Here is a 16,129-nt window from a genome sequence, read left to right as displayed (position 1 = left end):
ATCGTTTACTTACTTAGTGCTTACTATTTTTGATACTTCAACTTTGGCTGAATTCATGACCTCTAATATCGAACCTTCTAACACCGTGACTGATACCCCTGCTCAAGCTACTACTAGCCCCTTACAAACTTATGCCCTGGGTATCGAGTTTAATGGGGCAAATTATCGAGGTTGGCAGCGACAGCAAGAGGTGTTGTGTGTGCAGCAGGTGGTAGAAGAGACGCTCAGCAAAATTGCCAATGAGCCCATCGAGGTTGTGGCAGCAGGTCGCACTGATGCCGGCGTACATGGTGGCAATATGCTCGCTCATTTTAGAACCAGTGCCAAGCGCGGTATTTATAACTGGCTTCGCGGCGCTAACAGCTTATTGCCCGATGACATTGCCATACGCTGGATTCAGCCTATGCCTGATGAGTTCCATGCCCGCTTTGGTGCTATCGCTCGTCGCTATCGCTATATCACTTTAAATCAGCCACAGCGCCCGGCCATGCTTAACCATTTGGTTACCCACATTCATGAGCCGCTTGATTTGGCTTTAATGCAGCAAACCGCTGAGCAGATTGTCGGCACTCATGACTTTAGTAGCTTTCGAGCTGCTGCCTGTCAATCCAATCAGCCCGTACGTAATATCCATCATGCCAAACTATTTGAGCATGGGCAGTTTATCGTGTTTGATATCCAAGCTGATGGATTTTTGCATCACATGGTCAGAAACCTTATGGGCACTCTATTCGCCATTGGTAAGGGCGAGTTACAGCCTGAAGATTACTTGCGTATTTTGCAGGCCAAAGACCGTACTATCGCTCCGCCGACTGCCTCACCAGATGGGCTGTATTTTATCAATGCCTACTATCCTGAGCCGTATCAACAACTGCTACCCAAACTTCCTTTAGCCCCACAATGGTTGAACTTAGCTGAGTAAATTTTAGGTAACTAGCAAATTAAACCGGCTTTATCAAGTCATTAGTCCTTAAAATTTGCTTAATGATTAGATTTTGCGTATAATGACTGCCTACAATTCTTTTTGAACGGGTTAACCCAAATAATTATGGCAAAAAAAGACGACATTATTGAATTTGAAGGCGAAGTCATTGACACCCTTCCTAATACACTTTTCAAAGTGCGCCTTGAAAATGGACATGAGATTATTGCCCATATTTCAGGTAAGATGCGCAAACACTACATCCGTATTTTAACCGGTGATAAGGTTAAAGTTGAGATGACTCCATACGACTTAACCAAAGGTCGTATTACTTACCGTGGTAAAACTTAATAGCTCAATAAGCTATAACTTAGGTTTACCCTAGACTGCTGCAATTAAATTGTTATGCAGTCATAAAAAAAACCGCTAATCCTTATTAGGTAGCGGTTTTTTTGCGTTGCTGTCTTTTTCTCTTATTTGATCTCAACCGTGGCATTATTATCAATGGTATTTAATAAGGCCATGGCATCCCAGTTGGTCAAACGAATGCAGCCTGCTGAAGCTTGACGACTGATACGCTCTGGATCAGGTGAACCGTGGATACCATAAGAGGGCTTGGTTAAACCAATCCATACTCGGCCCACTGGGTTATTCGGACCGGGTGGCAAGATGGTTTGCTTACCTTCAGGATCGGTATGCGTATAGTTTGGGTCACTTACCTTAGTCTGCACCTTATGAGTCCCTGTCGGTGATGGAGTAGCTGTGCTCCCTACTGTGGTTGGATAACTGGCAACCAACTTATCGTTTTTATCATAAGCATATAAAGTTTGGCTGTTTTTATCAGCCACTACTCGGGTTACTGCTTTCTTATTGGCTTTGCTAGGATTATATACCGTAAGTGTCTCACCTTCTGTGAAAGTGGCATTGGGATTCAGCTGCTTTAGATAGCTGATACTCATATGAAACTTTTCTGCCATTGCCTCGGCCACACTCTCATAATACAAGCCTTCTAACTTAGACTTAGCCTCAACCCCTTGTGGAATGGTGGTGGTCTTAATATTGACATCAGAATCCGTCAACGTATAGCTAATGAGTACAGGCTTACTGGCCAGATCACCACTTTGCAAAGCTTTCCACGTCTTTTGGTCAAGGGTGTCGGTCACAGGCAAGCCTTTGGCTTTTTGAAAAGCCTGCATCGCTTTTTGGGTGTTTTTCCCCCACCAGCCATCTACCGCACCAACACCATGATGATTCCAGTTTAATAATGCCTGTACTTTCGTACCCACAGCTTGCGTCATCTTAACGCCCGGCTGCCACTCACTGTCATTAACTTGCTGTGCCATGGCCGATAGCTCAGAGTTTGACTGAGATTTGGTTTGAGTCTGGGCTTTAGCTTGAGTTGACTGAGCTTCTGCAGCACCTTCCTCTTCCCCTTCATTTTCGACTTGATTGTCGATCGTCTGAGCAGAGCTTGCTTGTTGAGTACTGTCTTGCTGTACATCATCTTGTTGGGCAGTGGCTACAGTACTCTGAGCTTGAGTATCTTGAGCCACCTGCTCCGCCTCATTCGTCTCTGCAGCATAGGATAAGCTAAGGGCTAAGCTCGCAGAAATGGCTACCGTTAACTGTTTTAATCTAACGCCGGCTTTTGAGTGCTCTTGTGTTGAACTGATATTACTTGTTTTACTGTTGTGGGCAGTGCTGTTTTGAGAAGTGTTGTTTGAGAAATTATTAAGCATGGAGGCTCCGTATATTTATTGTTGCTATTATTATATTTAAACTGTTTTATTCATTATATTATTTAACTTTAACTATACTATTTATAAGCCCTTAGGTTAACCCAGTATTGGTTATCTTATGCAAAATTATGTATATTCCCGCCCTATTCTTAGCTTTATAACTTTGAATAAATAGCACTCTAGCCTTTAATAAAAATTCCTATAATCTTAAATAAAAAAACCCGAACCATAAGATTCGGGTTTTTTATGAGTGAATACTCTAGGGTATGACAAACACTTAGCCAAGCTTGGCCAATACCGCTTCACCCATCTGCTTACAGCCTACCAGCGTTAAGCCTGATTCATCGCTGTCCATGATGTCACCAGTGCGTAGACCGTCATCAAGCACGTCACTCACTGCTTGCTCGATAGCGGCTGCAGACTCTTCATGCTTAAAGGTATAACGCAGCATCATAGCCACTGACAAAATGGTCGCTAAAGGGTTGGCTTTATCTTGACCCGCGATATCTGGAGCACTACCGTGGCAGGGCTCATACATGCCTTTACCATTTTCATCTAGGCTAGCTGAAGGCAACATACCGATAGAGCCGGTCAACATCGCCGCCTCATCAGATAAGATATCACCAAACATATTACCGGTTACCATCACGTCAAACTGCTTAGGATCTCGCACCAGTTGCATACAAGCATTGTCAGCATACATATGACTTAGTTCAACTTCTGGATACTCACTTTGCTGCAGCTTAATCATAGTCTGCTTCCAAAGCTCAGTAACTTCTAGCACGTTGGCTTTATCTACTGAACAAATCTTGGCAGCTGTACCGTTGGCTTTAGCACGTACTTTGGCCAATTCAAACGCTACTTTACCAATACGCTCAATCTCAGAGGTTTTATAGACCATGGTGTTATAGCCTTGCTGCTCACCATTTTCTAAAGTACGGATACCACGAGGTTCACCAAAATAGATACCGCCGGTCAACTCACGTACGATAAGCAAGTCTAGTCCTGAAATGATTTCTGGCTTTAAGCTTGAAGCATTGGCCAGTTGAGGATACAACTTAGCCACACGTAAGTTGGCAAATAAACCCAGCTCACTACGGATTTTTAATAAGCCACGCTCCGGACGAATGCTACGCTCGATACCATCCCACTTAGGTCCGCCTACTGCACCTAGTAATACCGCATCGGCAGCGCGTGCTTTTTGTAAAGTATCCTCTGGTAAAGGCACCCCTGCTCTGTCGATAGCCGCACCACCTAAGTCACCTTCTTCTAAGGTCAGTCCCAGCTCAAACTTTTCATTGACTGCTTTTAATACTGCAACGGCCTGAGTCATAATCTCCGGACCAATGCCATCCCCTGCTAGAGTTAATACGGTTGCCATATCCTGTGTTCCTAAATGATGGTTCTAAAATCTTGATTGCCCGTTAATTGATTCAGCAACTGACGGGCTTAGTCCTTAAAAGGGTGCTGGGCTTATGCCTGAACTTCATTAAATACCCAAGGTGTTTTTTGCTGCATTTTTGCTTCATAAGCTTTGATAGCATCTTCTTGCTGTAAGGTTAGACCAATATCGTCTAAACCATTTAACAAGCAATGCTTACGAAACTCATCGACTTCAAAAGGAAACTCTTTGCCTTCAGGGGTCACCACCACTTGACGCTCAAGGTCAGCGGTTAGCTCATAGCCTTCGTTGGCAAAACATGCTTCAAATAGCTCGTCTACTTGCTCTTCGGTCAATACAATCGGCAACATGCCATTTTTAAAGCAGTTATTATAGAAAATATCAGCGAAACTTGGTGCGATAATGGTGCGAAAACCATACTCTGATAATGCCCAAGGCGCATGCTCACGGCTTGAGCCACAGCCGAAGTTATCACGAGCTAGCAAGATGGTTGCCCCTTGGTAGCGCGGTTTGTTTAAGACAAAGTCAGGGTTAATCACACGGGTTGACGGATCTTGACCTGGATAGCCTTCATCTTTATAACGCCAATCGTCAAATAGGTTAACGCCAAAACCTGTCCGTTTGATTGATTTTAAAAACTGTTTCGCGATAATCTGATCAGTATCAACGTTGGAGCGATCTAATGGGCATACGATGCCGGTTTGAGTGTTATAAGCTTGCATGGTGTATTCCTTTAACTTTAAATAGGGGGTTGTAGTTTAATCTGTGACAGCTTAGAAACTGCGTACATCCACAAAGTGACCGGCCAATGCCGCAGCCGCAGCCATAGCTGGACTAACTAAGTGAGTACGACCGCCATTCCCCTGACGTCCTTCAAAGTTACGGTTCGAAGTAGAAGCACAGTGCTCTTTTGGCTCTAGCTTATCAGCATTCATAGCCAAACACATTGAGCAGCCTGGCTCACGCCATTCAAACCCAGCTTCGATAAATACCTTATCTAGCCCTTCCTCTTCAGCTTGCTGTTTCACTTGTCCTGAGCCTGCTACAACGATGGCTTCTTTGACATTATCTGCAACTTTACGACCTTTAATTACTGACGCTGCTGAACGTAAATCTTCGATACGTGAGTTGGTGCAAGAGCCGATAAAAATACGGTCAAGCTTAATATCAGTAATAGGCTGACCTTGCTCTAACCCCATATACTCATAAGCACGAGTCCAAGCTTCTTGCTGTACTTCATCTTTGGCTTGAGCCAATGTCGGTACATTTTGAGTTACATCCACTACCATCTCAGGTGAGGTTCCCCAAGATACTTGTGGCGCAATTTCACTACCATCTAATTCAATGATGGCATCAAAATGAGCGCCTTCGTCTGAATGTAGCGTGTTCCAGTACTCAACCGCTTGCTCCCACTGCTCTCCTGTTGGCGAGTAAGGGCGACCTTTAACGTACTCAATGGTGGTCTCATCTACGCCCACCATACCCACACGAGCACCGGCTTCAATGGCCATATTACAGACGGTCATACGGCCTTCCATGCTCATATTTTTGAACACCTCACCGGCAAACTCAATCGCATAACCTGTACCACCTGCAGTACCAATTTTAGCAATAATAGCCAATACCACGTCTTTGGCCGTCACGCCTTCACCAAGCTCACCATCAACACGGATTAGCATGTTTTTAGATTTCTTTTGTACCAAGCATTGTGTGGCTAGTACGTGTTCAACTTCAGAGGTACCAATACCATGTGCCAAGCAGCCTAAAGCACCATGAGTCGCGGTATGAGAGTCACCACATACTACGGTCATTCCGGGTAATACTAAGCCTTGCTCTGGACCCACCACGTGTACGATACCTTGACGGGCATCATTGATGGTGAATTCAGCAATGTTGAACTTAGCACAGTTGTCATCTAAGGTTTTTACCTGTAAGCGTGACACTTCATCTTTAATGCCACTTACCCCTTCTAGACGCTCTTTACGCACAGTAGGCACGTTATGGTCTGGGGTAGCAATGTTGGCCGACAAACGCCAAGGTTCACGATTGGCCAAAGCCAAACCTTCAAAAGCTTGAGGACTGGTCACTTCATGTAATAAATGGCGATCAATATAAATTAGGCTTGAGCCATCATCACGCTGACTGACTAAGTGAGCGTCCCAAAGTTTGTCGTATAATGTTTTTGCGGTATTTGATTGTGTTGCTGACATGGAATACTTCCTTGCTGGCTTATAATGTTTGTAGGTATAAATAAAAGTAATTAACGAAAGTGATAATCTTGCTATTAATAATCTAATTAAGGGCGATGGTAATTAAAGACTATATTTCCCCTTACCACTGCTATAATTAAGGTATTTAATATAATTGAAATATTTAAGCCAATTTAGTGGCTGATATTATATATAATAATCTTAACTTAACTCGCCTTACGTATTGAGATTATAACAGCTAAGTTATATAATAATAATTGATGATTTTTATCATATAGCAAACTTTATATTATACTTATAAATTCCATTCCTTTTTTGATAGTTTTAGGCTGACCATGAATACCACAAATTTGACCACCTTTATCACTGTAATGCAAACGGGCAGTATCTCAGGAGCGGCTGAAAAACTTTTTATTACTCAGCCTGCTGTCAGTAAGCGAATCAAAAATCTTGAAGATGAATTTAAGGTTACCCTATTCGATACGCTAGGCCGTGGTATCGTGCCTACCGCTGCTGCTAACGAATTACTGCCGCATGCCAAGCGCTGGTTGGATGATTACGATAACTTTAAGATTAATATCCAAAACTCGCAGCAGACCATCTCTGGCAAATTAGTTATTGGTACCAGTCATCATATTGGACTGCACCATTTACCTCCTGTGCTAAAGCAGTTTATTCAAACTTACCCTTCGGTTCAGCTTGAGGTACATTTTGTGGATTCAGAGGCTGCACACAAGGCGGTGCTTGACGGGGAACTGTCACTGGCCTTTTTAACTTTACCGCCAGTATATGACAAGCGCTTGACTTACCATACGCTTTGGTCAGATCCCTTATTCTTCGTGACGGGTACTCTGTCACCTTTAGCAAAAAAATCAAATGTAACTTTAGAGCAATTAGCACACTATTCAGCTATCTTGCCGGCAGCCAATACCTTTACCAGTCAGATTACTTTGGCTGAATTTGCCAAACAGAACTTAAAGCCATATGCCACCATGACCACCAACCCTCTTGAGTCTATTCGTATGTTGGTCTCTGTCGGTCTAGGTTGGTCAGTGCTACCCCAAACTTTGATCAATCATGAGCTGGCTACCATTGATATGGCCAAAGACTTAGAGCTGCAACGCTACTTGGGCGTGGTTATTAACCCAAGCTTGACGCGTTCTGCTAGTGTCGATGCCTTAATGCAGATGTTGGCGCCTATTGAATAAGTCTTGATTGGTTATTTTATTTGTGTGGTTACCTAAATGCTTTGACTTCGATAAGAGTCAAAGCATTTTTTATTCGGCTTCTTCAGCAAGTTTTTATTAGCGTTATCCCCTCAATTTAAAGTCCCCTCTAAATCACCTTATTAAATTTCTAATCAGTTTCAAATTTTAATTGCATTCGTAATCCCTTATTTTTTACTCTATAATGCAACCATATTGCCAAAAGTTAATGGCGTGTAACTGACACGTCGAGGATGTAAAGATTCGAATTATTAAGGCTTATGTTTGACTTGCATGAGTTATACCAAAAGAAATCTTTTAACTTCTGCTAATACTCTTTTAGTTTTTGTGAAAGAACCATTATGATACAAGTCACATAATGGTTTTTTTATGTTCAAAAAATATATTACATAAGGATTATGTTATGAATGGAATTGAAACTGGCGTGCTCATCTCGCTCGCTCTATATTTCTTATTGATGATTGGAATCGGGGTTTGGGCCTACTTTAAGGCCGATAACGACTCTGCAGGTTATATGTTAGGTGGTCGTAACTTGAGCCCTGGCGTAGCCGCTTTATCAGCCGGTGCTTCTGACATGTCAGGCTGGTTATTACTGGGTCTTCCCGGTTATATGTACAGCTCTGGTGTGGTCAGTATTTGGATTGCCCTAGGTTTGACCATCGGTGCCTTTGCCAACTACCTATTGGTAGCACCAAGACTGCGTGTCTATACCGAAATCGCGGACAATGCGATTACCCTTCCTGACTATTTCGCCAACCGCTTTGAAGATAAATCGCATCTATTGCGTGTTATTTCAGCCATCGTTATTATCTTATTCTTTACTGTATACACCGCAGCAAGTTTAGCGGGTGGCGGTAAATTGTTTGATAGTGCTCTAGGTATGTCTTATAGCACCGGACTTTGGGTTACTGCTGGTGTGGTTGTTATCTATACCCTATTCGGTGGCTTCCTTGCGGTATCTACCACTGACTTTGTGCAGGGTGTGATCATGCTATTGGCTATGATTATCGTGCCTTTGGTTGCCTTTACAGATCTTGGCGGTGTTGGCGCAACAACTACTGCCATTCGCAATATTGATCCAGAAATGCTAAATATCTTTAGCGGCATGACCTTCTTAGGTATCTTGTCTTTATTGGCCTGGGGCTTGGGTTACTTCGGTCAGCCTCATATTATCGTGCGCTTCATGGCCATTCGCTCTGTAAAAGATGTGCCAACAGCCCGTAGAATTGGTATGAGCTGGATGATTGTGAGCTTAATCGGTGCCTTAATGACAGGTTTCGCTGGTCGTGCTTATGTCCAAAAAACAGCCATGACTTTAGATGACCCAGAAACTATTTTCCTAGTTTTCACTAACTTCTTATTCCATCCTTTAGTTTCAGGCTTCTTATTGGCGGCTATTTTAGCGGCTATTATGAGTACCATTTCATCACAGCTGCTAGTGGTATCAAGCTCGCTGACTCGTGATGTGTATAAGTTATTCTTTGATAGAGAAGCTCCTGAAGCACGTCAAGTAATGGTAGGTCGTATCTCGGTAGTATTGGTTGCGGTAGTAGCTATCTTCTTAGCTTCTGACCCTGACAGCTCAGTATTATCACTGGTATCTAACGCTTGGGCAGGCTTCGGTGCAGCATTCGGTCCATTGGTTGTTATCAGCTTAATGTGGAAGCGTATGAACCGTAATGGTGCCCTAGCAGGTATGATTGTCGGTGCAGTAACTGTTATTCTTTGGGTATATGGCGGCTTTGAGACATCAGCCGGTGTTCCTTTAAATGACTGGTTATATGCCATCATTCCAGGCTTTATCTTAAGCTCAATCGCTATTGTGATTGGTAGTCTAGCGACAGCTGAGCCAAGTGCTCATATCAAAGCGAAGTTTGAAGAGATGGAAACCAATCTTTAATAACCGCTTGTAAATAAACTCTGATAATAAAAAACCTCGCACTGGCTGCGAGGTTTTTTTATGGCTATAACTACTGCTTTATCAACTCAATTAAAATGATTTGGTCAGCATAACTGTTGCGCTTTTATCATCTCTATCATCATAATAATCGAAGTTACTTGAAGTCTTCTCATAATCAAATACTAGGCGCGGCGTTAAGCCTAGTACCGTTAAATCACGCTTCCATACCTGCAAGCCAAGTGAGGTGGTCTTATCTTCACGGCTTGTGCCAGGATCACCGCCATAAGTAGTATAGAAAAATTTCAAGCCCTCACCAGAGAAGTCTTTTGCCGGATTATCATACTTCTTAACACCATAATTCAAAGAGGTTATTGTCGATATACCTTGAGCCCATTCTCGACCCCAGCCCACGTTAACTGAGTCCCTATCGTAGGTTAAGAAGCTTCGCGCTGGTACGTCATTATTATACCTACCTATACCTCCATAAAAATACTCTTTCGCATCCTTGATATATAAAGCGTTCAATCCTAGGAATAGCGCGTCGGTCTCTCTTGCTTTATTGTTATCATCATCAAATGTTTCGTTTGAGTACATACCACTTGCTGTCAGTTTCAGCTTAGGTTTTACCCAACGAGAGCCACTGATATTGACACCTTTACGCAAACTATAAGGATCTTCACTGTAATAGCGCTTAGTCACAAAAGGGCTAATTGATACGTCGTTTTTGGCATCATCATAGCCCACTCCTGCTGAAGCTGTAAGCAGGTAATCATTGTATTCACTATTATCCCAGTAGCCTTTTAGTGTTGCGTTACCGCCTACTTCGGCATAGAAGTTTTTGTCTAAGTTAAAGCGCTTATTGGCACTGCCTGACACTTGAAGTCCTTTACCTTTCTCCTTCTTAGGAGCTCTATAGCCATTAGGCATGACATCAGGTACATCATTTAAGTTATCGTCATATACGTAGCGTGCTGACGCATTGAATCGCCACTCCTCCTGCTCATCGATACGCTGAATCAAACGCTCGACATTGGCCATGACAGGCTGAGGAATATCGGCACCGCGTAATTTTTGCAGTTGATCATGAGCCACACTGTACTGTTTATCCGCATACAAAGCTTGAGCCATATTCAGACGCACAGGGTGAAAGTCTGGGTTATCCGCTAACATATCTTTGTAGATAGCGATGGCTTTTTTATTCTGACCTTCACTGCGATATACCAAAGCATCGGCAAACTTAATCAACATTGGATCATTGACGTTAAGTGCTTTGTAATGAGGTAATAACTCTTTGACCGTTGTCATATCTTGAGCAGCCAAAGCAGCATTTAAGTATCTGGTAAAAGCAACAGGGTCTGCTTTTAAAGCTTCCAAGTCATACCGCTGTGCAGACTGAGATTGACCACGCTCATTTAATGCTTTTTGAGTTTCTGATGTAGATAAATTTGCGGTTGGCGCAGCTTTACCGACATCAATATCTTCGCGCTGAAGCTCTAAAAGCTTATCAGCTGTCTCTTTTTCTGATGAATATCTATCATTATCATCTAGAGGTGGCATATTATCAGCAGCATAAACTAAGGGAGCATATACCGCACTGAATAAGACAGCAGAGGTGGTGAGGGTTTTCAGAAGGTGTGATTGTGACATAGTTATCCCTAACAGTATTACTGAACGTCAATATTCAGTTTATTTCCATCAAAACATTTAACAGCGTTTTATTATACCTATCATCTGCCTAAGGTAAAGCCATATAATCTAGACTGACATAGCACGCTATTAAGCTTGTTTAACTATAAGATAATATTGATGTTTTTGCCACAAAAAAAGCGCCCAATAGGACGCTTTTTTCTTACCATAATGTTTTAATTGGTTACTCTTAATTACTGTAGTATTTATACAGCATCAGAGTCAGCCGTAACGTTACTGCTTCTCAGCACCGAACGTACCTTGGAATTTAGTGCCTGTACCAGCAACCGTACCTTTACCCCCTTCAACTGAAGCATCTTGGTAAACACCGCCTAAGAACTTAGCCTCTTCACCATAGAAGCCACCAGCCGTATCGATACCATTCACATTACCTGCGAAGGTATTACCATCAATGGTTGCTTCAATACCAATCTTATTACCTTCTGGCATATATTTGAAGTTGCCGTCAAAGGCAAGCTCACCTTTCACTGAGTTGTTCACAAAGTCGACATCGAAGTTTGATGTACCATTAACAGGCGCTGTATTGGCATTGTCTGCCAGATGGATATTCTCAATATAGGTGGCTACCCCTGTGTATTGAGCTTTACCTTCATTAACCTCTTTTAGCGCATCCATGGCTTCTGCCGCTGTCAAATAACCTTGAACATAGACATTGGCTGCACGTGACACGTCACCGGCTGCCGAGTCGAAGTTACCGTAAACGTGGCCCACTTGCATTTGCTGATCGAAGTTTTTATAAACCGAGTTGTAATTGAAAGTGGGATTGAAGCTACCTTTACCCGCATCTACCTTAACTTTGCCTGATTGCTTTAATGACACCTCAATAGGCTTAAATACTGTGTCAGGTTTCACCATGTCCCCACGTACCACGCCTTTATCAAAGCTCTTGAAGTTGTCACCTTTGCGATTATCTACAGGTACTAAATTACCGTCTTTATCCACTGTGCTCTCAAAGTCAGACAGGTCATCACGAATTTCGACATAGCCAATAGCGTTGTCTAGCTTTCCTAAGCCAAATGGCAATGTTTTTTCTTTACTACTGAGAGCCGTAGACTGGAAGCCGGTCATATCTGACTCCACAGTAGGTAGCTGCGGCTCACTGGGAATATCAGAGTCTTTATTGTTTACTTTACTGGCACCAAAGGTCCCTTGGAATGTCGTACCCTCACCTTTTTTCTTCGCAACACCGCCGGTAGTTAGAGCTTGTTGGTAAACCCCGCCTAAAAGCTGGGCGTCTTCACCATAAAAACCACCTGCCGTATCAATATCGCCTAGCTTACCAGCGAACGCATTACCGGTAATATCTGCCTTAATGTTAATCTTGTTGCCTTCTGGCATGTACTTATAATCGCCAGCATTAAACGCCAGCTCACCTTCAAGATTAGCATTGATAAAATCAACGTCAAAGGTAGAGGTACCATCCACCACAGGCCCAGCACGATTCCCATCTTTTAGATGTAGGTTTTCCATATAAGTGGCAACGCCCTTATACTGCACCTTGCCATCGTCAATCTCACTGTCTGCTTTATACTGTGCCAAATCTTTCATGTACTGCATGTCATCAAGATGGGTAGCATTACCTTGAACATGGACGTTAGACAGACGGCCTGGCGTGATATTTGTCCAGCGCACTTTAGGATCACCCAAGACATGACCTATTTGCATTTGGCCATCGAAATCTTTATAGATAGACTGATACTCAAAGTCTCTTCTTAAAATACGGCCCAGTTTAATTAATGTCTTATCGCTATGCTGCATAAAACCATTGCCGTAGCTGGTATCCGCATCTCCGGTTAAATTGACATCGACTGCGGCATAATATTCTCTAGAGTCCGTTTCATTGGCTCGCATAGACAGCTCATCATAACTGCCCGTCTTATTATCACGAATAGCACCATAATGTATGCTTGGGCCAATCAAGTTATCGTTACTCAGTGCACTGCTGTGGAAACCGGTCACTTTTGAGTCAGCAGCCACATCAGGGTTGGCTACAGGGTCAAGCGTCTTAGTGGTTTTACTTGCGCCAAATGTACCTTGGAAAGTGGTTCCTTCTCCTGGAGCACTCCCCCCTCCACCTGGCGTCAACGCTTGCTGATAAATACCGCCTAACAGACGACCATCTTCTCCATAGAATCCACCCGCGGTATCAATACCCTCATAATTCCCCTTGAAGGTATTGCCGCTGATGTCTGCCTTGATGCCAATTTGATTGCCCTCAGGCATATACTTGTAATCGCCCTCTTGGAAACTTAGCGTTCCCTCAAGCAGAGCTTTAACAAAATCAACATTAAATTCTGAAGTACCATTCACAACAGGGCTGCTTTGCTGACCATCTTTAAGATGTAAGTTCTCCATATAGGTCGCATCACCTGTGTACTGAACCACACCTTCACTTAGATTGGTGTCTTGATGATGCTGTGCCCAGCCTTGTAGGAAATCAATATCTGCCTCATCTGTGGCATTCCCTTGTACGTAGACATTCGATAAGCGATATTCATCGACGTTTATTAGCGGGGCTTTTAGATCACCATGAACATGACCAATTTGCATTTGATCATCGAAGTTTTTGTAGGTGGTGGTGTAATCCATACGGCGTTTTCTTGAGATAACCCCGCCAGAACCTTGACCCCATACTTCTACGTATCCTTCATTTTGCTTAAACCCATTGCCAACATCTTTATCATCCGAACCCGTCACCTCAATTTGAATCGGGGCATCAGTGGCTAACTTAGAGGCAACTTGATCCGCTCGAACAGCGATTTGGTCATAACTGTCTGAATCATTTTCTAGAATCTCAGTGTAACGAATGCTGGTACCTGTTCTTTTGCCAATGGCATTACTTTGAAATCCGGTTAAGTTGGATTGTGCAGCAACATCAGGATTGACAGGTACAGTTGGCTGAGCGTTTTCTTCAGCGTAGGCACTAACAGAGGCAAAAATAACAGAGGTTAATAAAACCACACTGGGCTTTAAAGGGGTTGAGATTTTTTTTGTTGGATAGGTAGATAAAGATGGCTTTTGAAGTGACATTAAACTTCCTCCATGAAGATAAAAATACATTCCAATTTTGTTACTAACACTTAACAAGTGACAACAAATACTTATATTATCGATATTGACAATAAAGTCAACTTATTAAACAGACTTATCAGTGGAACAATTAAACGTAGCTGAAGTTTTTAATAAGCCCAAAAAAAGCGCCCCTTTTGGGACGCCTTTTTATATAAAAATTACTTCTAATTTAGGCTTATTGCTTCTCAGCTCCGAATGTACCTTGGAAGGTAGTACCCGTACCTGGAGTTGTTCCTGTACCTGGTACATTGCTTCCTTTTTCTAGCTTAGCCTCTTGATAGATACCACCCAAGAACTGTGCGTCTTCACCATAGAAACCACCTGATGTTGCAATATTATCTTTCGTTCCTGAGAAGGTATTGCCATCGATCTTAGCTTCAATACCAATGTTCTTGTTAATATCAGCAAACGCTAATGTACCTGCTAAAGAACCTTGAACAAAGTCAACATCAAATTCTGAAGTACCATTAACAACTGGATTTTTCAGAGCACCGGATCCTAAATGGATATTATCCATATATGTGGCAACACCTGCATACTGTGCAGTACCTTCTGTTGGCATATTTTCGGTCGCATGGCCAACCACGTAAACATTCGTATAACGTGATTTCACACCTCCAACGAATGGTTTATCTAAGCTTAAATCTCCATAGACATGACCAATCTGCATTTGTGAATTAAAGTTACGATATACAGAGTTATAATCATAGTCTAACCTAATTTGTCCAATAGTTGACTCTACCTTATCAAAGCTAACTCTATTTGTTTTAGCTGACTTCATAAACTTATTGCCAGCATCTACGTCATCGCTTCTTACAGTGATAATTGAGCCATTGTTTTTAAATTTATTCGGTTTAACAATGTCAAGACGAGCATCAAACTTATCAAAACTTGGTAGGTTATCTACGTCAGGATTTTCAACCATAGTCGGTGTCATATCCTCACCGTCACCCTTTGTCTCAGTGAAGGTTTGATTGTCTGTCACAAACTGACGATAACCGATTGCATCATCTGTACCCAAGCCTGATACGCTACTAATAGTGTTACTCATTACTCCAGTAACTTCTTTTTTAGGCTCTGGTTCTGGCGCGTCTGGATCTACCTTCTCGGCACCATAAGTACCTTTACCTTTGGTATCTTGATAGACACCGCCTAGTAATTTGGCGTCTTCACCATAGAAGCCACCACTGGTCGTTAAGTCATTGGCTTTTCCTGCAAACTTATTACCTTCAATGTCTGCTTTAATAACCTTTTCACCAATATCTTTAAAGGTTAAAGTACCATCGACTTTTTTATTAACAAAGTTAACATCAAACTCAGATTTACCAGTATGTAATGCCCCTTTATCAATGATTTCTTCCTTAGTATTCATCATGTAGCTTGCTACACCTTCATACTTAACTGAACCATCATCAATTTTATTATCGATATTGTACTGGCCTAGTTTCTCTAAGTACTCCATATCTGAAAGGTTGGTCGCATTACCTTTTACATAGGTACTAGATAGTAAAGCTTTTCTAGTTACGTTCCCCGATCCTTTCACATCACCATAGATATGACCAATCTGCATTTGATCGTCAAAGTTATTATATACAGAAGTATAGTTTACTTTATTACTAACTAACTTATTAGGCTCAGTTTTTTGAGTAATATATCCTTCAGTTCTTTTGAAGCCATCTTGATAGTCTATATCATTTGCATCTCTTAATTTAACTTTAAGTGGTGCTCGTAAGATAGGTGAAATTCCATATTTAGCACCTGCTTCATTGGCATTAAGCGTTAAACTATCGTAAGTTTCAGATGAGTTTTTAGATATACCACTGTCTTCATCTCTTACCAGACTGCTCTGGATAACAGAGATTGTAGAGTCTGGTGCTGCGTTGGGGTTATCAGGTAGTTCTGGCGTTGGCTCAGGCGTTGGCTCTGGTGTTGGCTCAGGCGTTGGCTCTGG

At 42.4% G+C, this 16,129-nt stretch carries 11 protein-coding genes; 4 read left to right on the top strand and 7 right to left on the bottom strand.

The window, feature by feature from the left end; genetic code table 11:
• Nucleotides 1-55: 55 nt before the first annotated feature.
• Both truA and infA read left to right on the top strand, forming a co-directional pair.
• On the top strand, nt 56-922 hold the full coding sequence (gene truA / locus B3S92_RS11050; RefSeq protein WP_296206050.1) for a tRNA pseudouridine(38-40) synthase TruA: 867 nt from the start codon (nt 56-58) through the stop codon (nt 920-922).
• A 126-nt stretch (nt 923-1,048) separates the two neighbouring features.
• Nucleotides 1,049-1,273 carry a translation initiation factor IF-1 gene (gene infA / locus B3S92_RS11045; RefSeq protein ID WP_011961149.1) on the top strand — a complete coding sequence of 75 codons (225 nt, stop codon included), beginning with the start codon at nt 1,049-1,051 and terminating at the stop codon, nt 1,271-1,273.
• Nucleotides 1,274-1,395: 122 nt separating this feature from the next.
• Here infA and B3S92_RS11040 read toward each other — a convergent pair whose 3' ends face one another.
• The 4 genes from B3S92_RS11040 to leuC form a co-directional block, all read right to left on the bottom strand.
• Entirely contained in the window at nt 1,396-2,661 is a 1,266-nt protein-coding gene (locus B3S92_RS11040) for a L,D-transpeptidase family protein (RefSeq protein ID WP_296206042.1), read from the bottom strand.
• 277 nt (nt 2,662-2,938) lie between these two features.
• The gene (gene leuB, locus B3S92_RS11035) at nt 2,939-4,042 is read right to left on the bottom strand and encodes a 3-isopropylmalate dehydrogenase (RefSeq protein ID WP_296206039.1); all 1,104 of its coding nucleotides are present in this window, start codon (nt 4,040-4,042) and stop codon (nt 2,939-2,941) included.
• Between the two features lie 92 nt (nt 4,043-4,134).
• Nucleotides 4,135-4,785, bottom strand: a complete 651-nt coding sequence (gene leuD / locus B3S92_RS11030; protein WP_077448537.1) for a 3-isopropylmalate dehydratase small subunit — start codon at nt 4,783-4,785, stop codon at nt 4,135-4,137.
• 51 nt (nt 4,786-4,836) lie between these two features.
• A complete protein-coding gene (leuC, locus tag B3S92_RS11025; RefSeq protein WP_296206035.1) occupies nt 4,837-6,273 on the bottom strand; it encodes a 3-isopropylmalate dehydratase large subunit in 1,437 nt (478 codons plus the stop codon).
• 335 nt (nt 6,274-6,608) lie between these two features.
• Between leuC and B3S92_RS11020 the strand changes: the two genes are divergently transcribed.
• Nucleotides 6,609-7,481 (top strand): LysR family transcriptional regulator, encoded by an 873-nt coding sequence (locus B3S92_RS11020; protein WP_077448535.1) that lies wholly within the window; start codon nt 6,609-6,611, stop codon nt 7,479-7,481.
• 421 nt (nt 7,482-7,902) lie between these two features.
• On the top strand, nt 7,903-9,399 hold the full coding sequence (gene putP / locus B3S92_RS11015) for a sodium/proline symporter PutP (RefSeq protein WP_077449946.1): 1,497 nt from the start codon (nt 7,903-7,905) through the stop codon (nt 9,397-9,399).
• Between the two features lie 90 nt (nt 9,400-9,489).
• On the opposite strand, the gene B3S92_RS11010 is transcribed toward putP, so the two are convergent.
• The 3 genes from B3S92_RS11010 to B3S92_RS11000 form a co-directional block, all read right to left on the bottom strand.
• Entirely contained in the window at nt 9,490-11,046 is a 1,557-nt protein-coding gene (locus B3S92_RS11010) for a porin family protein (protein WP_296206030.1), read from the bottom strand.
• Nucleotides 11,047-11,319: 273 nt separating this feature from the next.
• Nucleotides 11,320-14,136 (bottom strand): transferrin-binding protein-like solute binding protein, encoded by a 2,817-nt coding sequence (locus B3S92_RS11005; protein WP_296206027.1) that lies wholly within the window; start codon nt 14,134-14,136, stop codon nt 11,320-11,322.
• A 217-nt stretch (nt 14,137-14,353) separates the two neighbouring features.
• On the bottom strand, nt 14,354-16,129 hold a 1,776-nt coding region (locus B3S92_RS11000), incomplete at its 5' end, for a transferrin-binding protein-like solute binding protein (protein ID WP_296206024.1).

The organism is Psychrobacter sp. UBA3962 (assembly GCF_002385225.1).
Classification (GTDB): domain Bacteria; phylum Pseudomonadota; class Gammaproteobacteria; order Pseudomonadales; family Moraxellaceae; genus Psychrobacter.
Note: the sequence above shows the minus strand (reverse complement) of the source record. Positions and strands in the feature narration are given on the sequence as shown.

Coding starts and splice junctions, on each gene's coding strand:
- B3S92_RS11005 (WP_296206027.1), bottom strand. CDS start 14,136: ATGTCACTTCAAAAGCCATCTTTATCTACCTATCCAACAAAAAAAATC.
- B3S92_RS11040 (WP_296206042.1), bottom strand. CDS start 2,661: ATGCTTAATAATTTCTCAAACAACACTTCTCAAAACAGCACTGCCCAC.
- putP (WP_077449946.1), top strand. CDS start 7,903: ATGAATGGAATTGAAACTGGCGTGCTCATCTCGCTCGCTCTATATTTC.
- leuC (WP_296206035.1), bottom strand. CDS start 6,273: ATGTCAGCAACACAATCAAATACCGCAAAAACATTATACGACAAACTT.
- B3S92_RS11010 (WP_296206030.1), bottom strand. CDS start 11,046: ATGTCACAATCACACCTTCTGAAAACCCTCACCACCTCTGCTGTCTTA.
- infA (WP_011961149.1), top strand. CDS start 1,049: ATGGCAAAAAAAGACGACATTATTGAATTTGAAGGCGAAGTCATTGAC.
- leuB (WP_296206039.1), bottom strand. CDS start 4,042: ATGGCAACCGTATTAACTCTAGCAGGGGATGGCATTGGTCCGGAGATT.
- leuD (WP_077448537.1), bottom strand. CDS start 4,785: ATGCAAGCTTATAACACTCAAACCGGCATCGTATGCCCATTAGATCGC.
- B3S92_RS11020 (WP_077448535.1), top strand. CDS start 6,609: ATGAATACCACAAATTTGACCACCTTTATCACTGTAATGCAAACGGGC.
- truA (WP_296206050.1), top strand. CDS start 56: ATGACCTCTAATATCGAACCTTCTAACACCGTGACTGATACCCCTGCT.